The organism is Nocardia sp. NPDC004168 (genome assembly GCF_040610355.1).
In the GTDB taxonomy this organism is placed as follows: Bacteria; Actinomycetota; Actinomycetes; order Mycobacteriales; family Mycobacteriaceae; genus Nocardia; species Nocardia sichangensis.
This window is the reverse complement of the sequence record NZ_JBEXME010000011.1, coordinates 219,527-230,044: the sequence shown is the minus strand read 5'-3', so window position 1 is coordinate 230,044 and position 10,518 is coordinate 219,527. Positions and strand designations below refer to the sequence as shown.

Sequence of the window (10,518 nt, the reverse complement as noted above, 5' to 3'; positions counted from 1 at the left end):
GGGTATAGACGCGAAAAATCCCCCCGACTAGGTGATATGTCGGAGGGATTTGGTGGCCAGGGCCGGGATCGAACCGGCGACCTTCCGCTTTTCAGGCGGACGCTCGTACCAACTGAGCTACCTGGCCGCAGGCACCCGAAGTGAATGCCATACGCGAAACGCCGGATATCTCCGGCGCTTGCTTGCGACCCTGACGGGACTCGAACCCGCGACCTCCGCCGTGACAGGGCGGCGCGCTAACCAACTGCGCCACAGGGCCATGCTCTGCTACCAACGATCCATGGATCGTACCCCCTACGGGATTCGAACCCGCGCTACCGCCTTGAAAGGGCGGCGTCCTAGGCCGCTAGACGAAGGGGGCTCGTCCCGGATTTCTCCGGACCGGCTTTCAACGGCTGTCCGTTGGGAGCTGGGATAGCTTATGACAGACCGGACTCGAATCCCAAACCGGCTGGTCAGAGGCTCAAACCGAGCTCTTCCAAGCGCGCGTGGGCACGCCACCCGTCGCTGCGGAACTTCTCCAGCCATTCCGGGGTGGCCATCGCCTCCATCACGACCTCGAGCGCCTCCTCGAACCGCGCCCGCAGATCGACCTGCCCGCCGAGCAGATCCACCATGTACCGCTGACCGGCCAGCGCCGCGGCGAGCGTGCGGGTGAACCGGTCGGGATCGGCGTCCGCGCGCAGCTGCCCGTGGTCGATGGCGCGGACGGTGAGCACCCTGGTGGTGCGGCCCAGGATGCGGCCGCCACCGGCCTGCACGTCCCGATAGAAGTCCGGTTCGATGATCAGGCGGTACTCGGCCTGCACGATGATGTCGTGCTCGAGTCGCAGCGCGATCTCGTCGACCACCCCGTGCAGGATGTCCAGCGGGCTGAGATCGGTTCGCGCCAGCCAGCGCTCGGCGGAGGCGCGGTAGCGTTCCACCGCGGTCTCCAGCACCGCGCGTGCCAGGTCTTCCTTCGAATCGAAATGGAAGTACATGGCGCCCTTGGTGGCACGCGATCCTTCCAATATGCGGTTGAGCGATGCAGCGGCATAGCCGCTCTTCCCGAACTCAACGGCGGCGGACCTGATAATCGCCGCCCGTGTCCGGCGCGCCCGCTCTTGCTGCCGTGCCATGCTCGAAACGCCTCCGAAGCCTTACTCGCCGCCAATCAGCCACCCCCGAAGGAACGGACCCTCGGCGCGAATTCATGAGTTTTATCAATACGTGGAACCCGGTTTTCGACCGATTGCAGACTTTCGGTACGAAAACGCCCTAAAAACCTGAAACACACCAGCTGGTATAGTTTGCCTGCCCGGGTGCGCCGCAGGGGGTGCGCATCCGGGCATTTCTTCGTTTCGAACGTGCCTCCTCCTGCGGCATCGAGTTCCGTCGAGCCCTGGCCGGCCGGGCCGACCGCGGCACCTTCGGACACAGCAACGACAATCCGAATTCCGTGACGCCGACCGAGTCGACGATTCTTTCGGAATTCACCAAGGCGTCACCGTACCCGGAATCCCGATCCGACACGCGGCAAACCGAGGAGTCAGGTAGCCATCCGATTCGGTTTTCTGTTACGGCAAATGTTCGGCAACCCGAACCGCCCATCCGGGTGGTGCGCGAATTCACCAGCGGTTCAAGGTTGTTCACGCGCGCCGACCGACAACCCGGACGACCGGCCGCCGCCCACGTTTCGCCCGCCAACCCGTCCTCCACGCCTTCCCCGGCCACAGCCGTTCACCCCTGCAAATCCAAAGAGATTGCCAGCCAACATGTTTGAATGATATCCAGATCCAGCTAAGATGAACAAAGCTGGGTGCCAAGTGTTTACCGCCTGCATCGCCCACCGCGCACGCCGCGTTACCCATCCCCCCGCGTCCGCCCGCCCCAGCGGGTCCGCCACGCCGCCCCACCCATCCAGCCCGCCCGCCGACACGAACTCCCCCGATTGGGGCATACGCCCCTGCCCGCACTACACTGTTGCTCCGCGCCCCTATAGCTCAGTTGGTAGAGCTACGGACTTTTAATCCACAGGTTGGGGCGCTTCTACCAGCGGAAACGCTAGAATCGTGGGGCAAACGTGGGGCTCTCAGATCCCCACGCCCCGCCGTCGTGATGGTGCCCCCTGTAGGACTCGAACCTACGACCTAGTGATTAAAAGTCACCAGCTCTACCAACTGAGCTAAAGGGGCTCGGCTGGACAGCATAGCTGACAGCGGCTGTGGGGCACGAACCGATTGAAGGGTGGACCAGTCGATGGCGTGGGCGGAGAAGCTCCCCAGCGGCAAGTACAGGGGCGTCTACAGGGACGCAAACGGGAAGAAGCGGAGCGCCGGCACCTTCACACGGAAGGCGGAGGCCGAGCGGCAGGCCGGAAACAAGGAAGTCGCCGAGCGCCGCTCCCCCACTCCCGACGGAGCCGACAAGATGACATGGGGCGAGTGGGAGCCGACATGGACGGCCGCACGGATTGTGAGAAAGAGCACAAACCGTTCCGACGTAGCCCGGCTGCGCGATCACGTCCGCCCGCGGTGGCAGAAGGAACCGCTGCGCTCGATCACGACCGACGACGTACAGAAGTGGGTGACCGACCTCTCCAACAGCGGCATGGCGCCCTCCACGGTCGCCAAGTGCTACTACCTTCTGAGTTCATCCATGAAGGCTGCTCACCTTGCACGCCGCATAGACGTGAACCCGTGCAAAGGCATCACCCTCCCGAAGCCAGGACCGATGCCCGAGCGCTACCTCGACGATGACGAGATAGCAGCCATCGAGGCTTCCCTCGATCCGTTCGACCTCGTTGTGGTCGAGCTACTGCTCGGCACCGGCGTCCGTCTAGGTGAAGCGATGGGCCTTCATTGGGAGAGCGTTAACCTCAAGCGTCGCGAGATCGTCGTGGAGTGGGCGTACGACCCGGTAGAGCACGAGATGAATCCACCGAAGGACTACGAACGTCGAACTATCCCGATTGGTGACAAGCTAACAAAGCTATTGAAGTCTCGCCTCGATCGTGTCGGCATGGGTAGCCCTGCTCCGGCTCCCGTGAAGTACCCGCGGAATGCACGGGTGCATTCAGGTCTCGTCCTCGCGCACACGCAAGGTCGGCCATTTGATTCGAGCAACCTACGCGACCGCTTCGAGGCGTCGGTGCGGATCGCGTACGTCGGCAAGGCGCGGACCCGTCACCAGATCGGACATGTCCGGCTGCACGACCTCCGCCATACCTACGCCAGTCGACTACTCGAACGCGGCATCCCGATCGAAGACGTGTCGCGCTTACTTGGACACGCCACGGTCACCACCACTATGCGGTATGCCCACCGTGCGAAGTCGCGATGGGACAGCGTCCGCGCTGCGCTGGACTAGGGAGAACTCTTGTGCCGGGAGAAGAATCTGCGATTCGACTCAGGCGGATCGGACTCGTCAACAACTGCCCTTGCGATCTACAGATGGTCCGTATTCGTGGCACTTAGCAGAGAGCCCAGGCTGAAATATCGCTTGTTCTGAACGAAAGCACTGCCTCTCCCCCTCTTTTGATGAACAATCGGCTGGGTCAGCACTTTCGAAGCGCCATCTCTTTGCGAACTCAGCACAAACACCTGATATGTGCCAGGCGACCAACCACTTTTCAACGAAGTACCGATTATGGTTGCAAGCTCCTTGTCGTCAGCATGTAAAGACTGCGCGAGAATCTTACTTTCTGCCTTACTGAATGTCACGATAGGAAGGCGTCGGACAACCTTCGCAAATACCGGTTTGACCTCATAGTCCGCATAGAACCCTAAGTACTCAATAGATTGAAAGGTGCGTTCATGCGGGCAGATGTATGCATTCACCTTTTCATAGAGGGGCCACGCTTTATCCGCCGCTACAATCACGACATTACGCTTGGGCGGCAGTGGTCGGCGCTTAGCGATGGCCGATACGCGCTCTAATCCTCGGATCCAAATTTCAGCTTCCGGGTCGACCCAGCCTGCCAATTGTGCCAATTTCTCAAACTCGATTTCCGGATCAAGCTTCAATAGGCTTCCATGGTGCGCAATCAAGTTTCTTAAAACGTTCACATTCTGCATGACACCGCCTACGGACTTCCTGTCACCGGGAGAATTCTTGAACGCCATCCTTAATGAGGAACGCCAAAGAGATTCGAACTCGGTGTCGAACATCGTAGCCCAGAATCCGAAAGTCACGCCCGCCACTATCCGATGTACGGACAATTCTTTTCTGGACTTCTTCAGACGCCCCTTTACCTCTTCAATCAAAGCCGCTTGTTGAACCCAGGGGGTACCGGGAACTTCAACATCACTCAACGGTACCGCGTTAAGACTTTCGATGATCGCATTTCGAATCAAAACCTCTACGTGATGAATTACTTCAAATAACGCCGACGATATACTTGCATTCCACTCGTATAGCGCTCTTGCTCCATCCATATCTTCATCTGCGGCTTCCAAAAAATCTGCAAACCGTTCAGAGGAGACCCACGCGGGCTTGAAGAGTGAAGGAGACGTTGCTGACACACCTGCGATGCTATAGTGAACATGCCCCAGGTTGGCCTCTATCGTCCGGACTCGTCCGCGACGACACGCCCCTGGGGCAATGTTCGTTGAGCCATACGTTGACACGTTGCTTGCTGCCGACCCGGCCTGGAGCCGATCAGCCGCTCTCTCAACTTCAAAGGCCAGTCACCTCCAGGTCAACCCATGGGAGTACCGCAACAGCAGGCCGACGCTTTCGAACACGGCCGTGCGGGGCTGCATCATGCTCGTTCGACCCGTTCGATTGGGACCCCCTGACAGGCGAACACCCACGCGCCGGAGGGTCGTGGTGGGGTTGGTGAGATCATGCGGTCCTCCTGGCCGTCGCGCATGCCCTTGCCCAGGTCCCCAGACCGGCAGGTTCCAGCATTGAGGTTGTCGCGATTCTGAGCGCGGCGAACACCCTCGGTAACGTCGCGCACTGGGTGGCTATTCGTGGACAGTAAGTGGGACATCCGTATCAACTAACACTTTTCAATGCTCCACGAGGACACCACCGTCCCAGCTATCATTCAAGCTTTGGTTCCACTCGATCGAGGGATGAGTGATACGTGTCGAAAAAAGTACGTCGCAGCCAGCGCCGCAGGGCCAATACGCTCAGTCGTGCACATACAGATAACTATGGGCCATGGAGAATCTTGACCGAGGACAAATACCAGTCTATCGACTGGGGGCCGATGACATTCATGTTCAAAATAACGAAGGTGCGGAAGAACTTCACCGCGAATACGATAGACGTGAGGTCCACTCCACTTGAGGATACCATCAGGCCGGTCAGTCTCACATTTCCGCCTCCACTCCAGCGTTTCGGAACCAATCCGGCAGCATTTATCTACCATTGGGAGAGGCTGACGTACACATTCAAGCTCCCGAATCCTGAAGAATTTGACGCCCTTCCGTTCGACGAGCTTGAAAAGCGAGTAGTAGCTCGCTTCGTTACTACCTGCCAGAATCTGGCAGGTTACACTGTGATAAATGACAGCACCGGCGGCATGAATATCACCAGCAAAGATGGCGAATGGACGCTAGTAGCAGAGCTTCCTACGCACCAGGAGTTCACCGGGATCTCTGCGACCTTTCGACAAATCCATAATGACAAAGAGAATGCCAGCTTCATCGCAGCCCGACGAGCGATTAAGAATGCAATCCTCAGGCTTGAGACTGAGGCAACCAGGCAGAAGGCTCGCACGACGATCAAGGCGTGGTCGAAAGCAAGGGAAGCCCTTTCCGGAAAAATGATCGAGACATTGATATGTGACCGCCTTATGTCTGGCGCGCCGGACAGTACTCCGCGCAGCCTCCAAGGAATAGATCCAGACTATATAATACAAACCTATAACTACGGAGAGACTCTGCATTGGGGAAATAGGCGCGAAGCTTTGGAGAAATTGGAAGACGATCCCACCAAAGAAAAGTTTCACAAGGTATGTTGCCTCCATTCCATGACACAATTGAGCCATCTGTACTTTGGCTTCGCCGAACTCTGCGCCTCAGCTCTTGGCTATGCGAAAGTCACGTCAGTGTCTGCCCTAGGTGGCAAACAGTAGAATTCCGGCTCTAATTAAAGCCGTCAACCTACTTGGGGTGCGCCAACCAAGCGGCGCATCCATAAGTGCGAGCGCCGCACCAGGGCGTCGGTGCTCGCGCTTTACCGGATTCGACGCTTACGCATCAACTCTCGCCCGTTGGCAAGGTTCGGCCCGCAGTCGCTGAAGGCTCCGCACGGCGCCGGCCATCTGTGCTCGGGTCCATCGCCCGGCCGACGCCGCGCCGGCGGTTCAAGACGTCCACAACATCGCGTGTTCGGTACATCCGGCGTTTGCCGCGGTCCTCATGATCGGCGTGCTGATCCAGGACCGTCCGGTACTGGGTGATGGTCTTGCCGTCCACGCCGAGCAGGCGCGCTATCGCTCCTAGCGTGCGGAACTCGTCGGGATCCGTGGGCATGGCGTACTTGGCTGGTCGGTGCTCGGTCTGCCACTGATCCAGCCAGGCATCCAGCTCGTCGGCGTCGTACTCCTCGTGACGACGGCCGGAACCCACGCGTGGTCGGTACTGCTTGTGTGCAGGGAAGTCATCGCGAGTGGCCCAGTGATTGCGCACGCTGACCGGGCTCAAGTCGTGCCGCTCCGCCCATTCCGCGAGCGTGACCAACGTTCCCATGTACCCATTGTCGCCGTGCGAGCCTGCGGCGCCGCGGCAGCGTACCCAGCTGCTCATGGCAGCCGTGTCTCCTTCCTGCTCCGGCCGGGGCGGCGTTACTCTGGCCTGTGCCCTTTCCTTCGTGGGTGGGGCCTTCGGGCGGCCGGTATGTCCGGCCGTGACCCATGGGTCATGGTTTACCGGCCGCCCTTCAGCTCATCTCACGCGGTCCAGCGGTCGATCTCCTCTCCCGTGATCGCCTCGACCAGTGCCGAAATCAGGATCTCGGCGACCGGCGGCGTGACGGCGTTGCCGTACTGGCGTACCTGCTCGCGCTTGTTGCCCAGCACCGCGTAACCGGTGGTGAAGGCCATCGCGCGGCCGATCTCGTGCGGCTGCAACATGCGAAACCGAACATCCTCGATCGCGGGCTGACGGATCGCCTCGACCAGCGCGAACCGATCACGGGTCGACTGCGCGCCCATCGGCCGGTCGACCGGCCGCGCCGCGCCGTTTCCGTAGTAGGGCAGCAGCATCGACTCCCAGACCTGCTGCTGCACACCGTGCGGGACGACCAGGCCGTGATGGTTGCCGCTCGCGGTGACCGTGGCCAGCGCGTCGCTGACCGGGCGGGCGTCGCTGCCGCCGCCGCGCAGCTCGGCGACAAACGGCAGGAACGCCACGGCAGTCTCCGCGCGGGTGGTCTGGGTGCGCAGCGGCACCGTCGCCGGTTGCGCCTCCTTGCCCTCGCGGCCCTCCATCGGCACGACCAGCGCGTGGTTCGAGCCGTCGGCGACGATCGTCGCCAGCTGCTCGTGAACTCCGATCGTGCGTGGGCGGTCCGACCGCAGCAACGCGAGGAACGGCTGCGGGATCATCAGACCGTCGTTCTCGCGGGTGGTGCGGGCCGACAACGGCACCGTGACCGGCGCGGCCTGATCACGCCAGGTACCGCCAGCGGGAACCATCATCGGCACCGGGGCCGCGTAGCGGGTCAACCCGACCCGGATCCGCTGCATCGTCTTCTCCGCCAGCGGTCGGGCCCGATCACCGATCCGCTCCCCCTCCAGCGTCCAGTCGATCGCGGCGGCTGCCGGAAGCGCGGGCGGCTCCACCACCGAGTTACGGCACGACACACGCGGGCAGCGGTAGACGTACTGCTGGCGGTAGCGGCCCATGTCCTGACCTTCAGTCTTGAACACCTGAATTGCCGAGATCCACTGCTCGCACGTCGAGCAGTACGCCATCGGGCGCAACCACTTGTTCCAGTCCGGCTCGCGCTTGAGCGCGACATCCCAGTACGCGACATACAGCCGGTCGCGGGACTGCGGCGCGACCGGAGTCCGCACCGACTGCGCGTGCATGCTGTTGAGTGCGATCACGCGGACGCGGTAGCCCAACGCGCGGATCTCGTTCAGCCAGCGGTCCCACTGATCCCAAGCACGGACCTCGACGACGTTTTCGACCACTCCGGCGCGGACCTTGCCTCCGCGCTCGATCACACCGCGCAGATACATCGGCACTTCCTCCATCAACGCCCGCGACCGGTCGGCCTCCTCGTCGCGTGGGGTGTCGAACAGATCGCCCTGCATGGTGTTGTGGAAGTCGCGGGTCTTGCCGCGTGCCGAGGACCACTGCGGGCATTCCGGACTCGCCCAGAACAGATCGGCGGTCGGCCACTTCTCCACCGGGGCCTCCCGAATATCGCCGAGGTGGTGATCGGTGTCGGGGAAGTTCGCGGCATGAGTCTCGATCGCCCGTGTCCAGTGGTTCGCCGCGCGAGTGACCCGCACCCCGGGCACGGAGTGCGCGCCCTGGCTCGATCCACCTGCGCCGCAGAACCAGTCCATCAAGTCGAGCATGTTTGCATCCCTTCGGATTTCGTGGGTGGGAACGAAGCCGCGATGTGGTGTCCGGCCACAACGAACTTCTATGCAACAGTCTACCCGTTTTTAATCAATAACCTACCCGTTTCATCGGTACCGGATTCGATGGAATGCGTTCATGCCGTACATGTCCACCTACCCTGGCAGACGGTTTGTACGGTGCGATCTGTGCGTCTACCAGGATGTTTGATCGTTTGAAGTGGCGGGTTTCCTGCCGCGAATTGGTGGTAGTCTCTCGGGCACCAACGCGCGGCCAGTAGGAAATTTCACCCCTTCCACCGACTTCCAATCGGTAGCTATTTGCGATGCCTGGAAGTTGCTGAGAGGGTCGGCAAAGCTAGTAGTTCGGCGACCGGCCCGCTGCAATGGAGCTGCGGTAGACCAACCCGACTCCCGCTTGCGCACCTGTGCCCCTCTGGGTGGCCTGCCTCCCGGCGAGGGCGGGGTGCTGGGGCAGCGCCCCGCCTCGCAGCCTTCGGCTGCGCAGCTTTCCCGGTCAATAGCGCGCGCCTCAGGATCGTGCTGGGTGTCCCTCCGGTATGGCCTGGGGCTACTCGATCACGACGGCGGCGGCCGTCAAGGGTGGCCGCCAGGCCATCGGCGCAGCCGACTTGCCCTTGACGGTCGTTGTCGTCGTGATAGCCCCAGACAAGGCCATACCGGAGGGACACCCAGCACCCTGCGCGCCGGACCGCGCGACCGCCAGGTCGCGGAACCAACTCCGAATCGCGCCGCGCGCTGCACCACCGTGCAGCTACACGCCCGCGCTCCACGACCCACGGAACTCGCGCTACGCGACCCCGACACACGCACAGCCGCGTGCAGTAGACCGCAGCCGATGCACACGCCGCCCCCACCGCCACCGTCTCCCAGAGCAACCCACACGCGAACTTTCCGCCGCCCACCCAACGCAACCACTTCTCTTTCTCTCAGCCACCACCCCACCTCCCCCTTTTCTGCTCTTTGATTTCTGATTGCTCCCCCACCCCCTCCCAGTCCGACATCTCGTTGAACACGCAGTGGGCGATGAGATGTCGGACTGGGAGGGGGTGGGGGAGTGAGCAGAAATCCCGCCCTTTACCCAGCTCACGGAGGGTTGGGGTGGTGGCTGAGAGGCGCGAGAATCGCGCACCCGCTTGTATGCGTGATTCGCTCGAAAGTTGCGCGTTTCTCGCACACCTGACGGCCGACAAGATCGACATCTCGATCCGTCGAGACTACGGCGAGAAGGCCCTTCCTCGGCCGGATAGCGTGAGCCCGGCTCGGTGGTTGTTCAAGGGCGCTCCTGCGTCGCGTCGCCTACGGCGATGGCCATTCGGCCACCCTTGAGCAACCACCGCTCCGGACTCGGTTTGCCTGCGGAGGAAGGGCCAGGGGAAAGGTCAGGGGATCCACAGCCGAGTTGTAGACCGGCTGTAGACACGAAGAAGCCCGGCCGAATTCACGGCCGGGCTTCTGTCAGTTGGTCGAGTGCTACTCGGCGGGCGGGAGGTAGGCGACCAGCTCGTAGACGCGGCCGTAACCGCCGCCCTCGACCGGGCCGACGTACACCAGCTGATCGAGGCGACCGCCGATCGCGAATCCGCCGGCCCGCGCTCGGCGCACGCCCGCGGCGATCGCGCGCTGCACGTCGCGATCCAGCGTGATCGACCGCAGGCCCTCGTCGTCGGAGTCGGCGCGCTCGTCGGTCTCGAGGATCAGCGCCGAATCGATGACGGGATCCCCGGCCTGGGCGACCATCGGCTTGCGGTTGACCCAGAACAGCGGCTGCCCCTTGCTGTTGTGGCGGTGGCGCCGAACCACGGCGACGATCTCGCCGGACACCGTGGTGTTCGGCTCCACGTCGCGGCCGAACGGGTTGCGGGCGCCCTGGCTCATCAGCTCGGCGTTGATCTGGTCCAGATCGGTCAGTGCGTTCGTCATGGTGAATTCCCTTCAGGAATCGAATGGATGGGCTTGAGAAGTGG

General features: G+C 62.0%; 8 protein-coding genes and 4 tRNA genes. 3 read left to right on the top strand and 9 right to left on the bottom strand.

The window, feature by feature from the left end:
* Positions 1–50: 50 nt before the first annotated feature.
* The 4 genes from ABZW96_RS21540 to ABZW96_RS21525 form a co-directional block, all read right to left on the bottom strand.
* Positions 51–127 (bottom strand) — tRNA-Phe (locus ABZW96_RS21540).
* 58 nt (positions 128–185) lie between these two features.
* A tRNA-Asp gene (locus tag ABZW96_RS21535) sits at positions 186–259 on the bottom strand.
* Positions 260–288: 29 nt separating this feature from the next.
* Positions 289–361 (bottom strand) — tRNA-Glu (locus ABZW96_RS21530).
* A gap of 94 nt (positions 362–455) precedes the next feature.
* Complete coding sequence (locus tag ABZW96_RS21525; RefSeq protein WP_355077042.1) at positions 456–1,121, bottom strand: TetR family transcriptional regulator; 666 nt, start codon at positions 1,119–1,121, stop codon at positions 456–458.
* A 197-nt stretch (positions 1,122–1,318) separates the two neighbouring features.
* On the opposite strand from ABZW96_RS21525, the gene ABZW96_RS21520 reads away from it, so the two are divergent.
* Entirely contained in the window at positions 1,319–1,765 is a 447-nt protein-coding gene (locus tag ABZW96_RS21520) for a hypothetical protein (RefSeq protein ID WP_355077040.1), read from the top strand.
* Between the two features lie 336 nt (positions 1,766–2,101).
* Here ABZW96_RS21520 and ABZW96_RS21515 read toward each other — a convergent pair.
* Positions 2,102–2,177: transfer RNA gene (locus ABZW96_RS21515), tRNA-Lys, on the bottom strand.
* Positions 2,178–2,241: 64 nt separating this feature from the next.
* Here ABZW96_RS21515 and ABZW96_RS21510 point away from each other — a divergent pair.
* On the top strand, positions 2,242–3,351 hold the full coding sequence (locus tag ABZW96_RS21510) for a site-specific integrase (protein ID WP_355077038.1): 1,110 nt from the start codon (positions 2,242–2,244) through the stop codon (positions 3,349–3,351).
* 77 nt (positions 3,352–3,428) lie between these two features.
* Here ABZW96_RS21510 and ABZW96_RS21505 read toward each other — a convergent pair whose 3' ends face one another.
* The gene (locus ABZW96_RS21505) at positions 3,429–4,505 is read right to left on the bottom strand and encodes an Abi family protein (protein WP_355077036.1); all 1,077 of its coding nucleotides are present in this window, start codon (positions 4,503–4,505) and stop codon (positions 3,429–3,431) included.
* 656 nt (positions 4,506–5,161) lie between these two features.
* On the opposite strand from ABZW96_RS21505, the gene ABZW96_RS21500 reads away from it, so the two are divergent.
* Positions 5,162–6,070, top strand: a complete 909-nt coding sequence (locus ABZW96_RS21500; RefSeq protein ID WP_355077034.1) for a hypothetical protein — start codon at positions 5,162–5,164, stop codon at positions 6,068–6,070.
* Between the two features lie 124 nt (positions 6,071–6,194).
* Here the strand turns inward: ABZW96_RS21500 and ABZW96_RS21495 are convergent, their stop codons facing one another.
* The 3 genes from ABZW96_RS21495 to ABZW96_RS21485 form a co-directional block, all read right to left on the bottom strand.
* The gene (locus ABZW96_RS21495; protein ID WP_355077032.1) at positions 6,195–6,677 is read right to left on the bottom strand and encodes a hypothetical protein; all 483 of its coding nucleotides are present in this window, start codon (positions 6,675–6,677) and stop codon (positions 6,195–6,197) included.
* Positions 6,678–6,886: 209 nt separating this feature from the next.
* Entirely contained in the window at positions 6,887–8,527 is a 1,641-nt protein-coding gene (locus ABZW96_RS21490) for a DNA cytosine methyltransferase (RefSeq protein WP_355077030.1), read from the bottom strand.
* Between the two features lie 1,497 nt (positions 8,528–10,024).
* On the bottom strand, positions 10,025–10,474 hold the full coding sequence (locus ABZW96_RS21485) for a hypothetical protein (RefSeq protein ID WP_355077029.1): 450 nt from the start codon (positions 10,472–10,474) through the stop codon (positions 10,025–10,027).
* Positions 10,475–10,518 lie beyond the last annotated feature (44 nt).

Excerpts from the sequence above, each read along its gene's own strand:
- ABZW96_RS21485 (WP_355077029.1), bottom strand. The coding sequence starts at position 10,474 with ATGACGAACGCACTGACCGATCTGGACCAGATCAACGCCGAGCTGATG.
- ABZW96_RS21510 (WP_355077038.1), top strand. The coding sequence starts at position 2,242 with ATGGCGTGGGCGGAGAAGCTCCCCAGCGGCAAGTACAGGGGCGTCTAC.
- ABZW96_RS21490 (WP_355077030.1), bottom strand. The coding sequence starts at position 8,527 with ATGCTCGACTTGATGGACTGGTTCTGCGGCGCAGGTGGATCGAGCCAG.
- ABZW96_RS21525 (WP_355077042.1), bottom strand. The coding sequence starts at position 1,121 with ATGGCACGGCAGCAAGAGCGGGCGCGCCGGACACGGGCGGCGATTATC.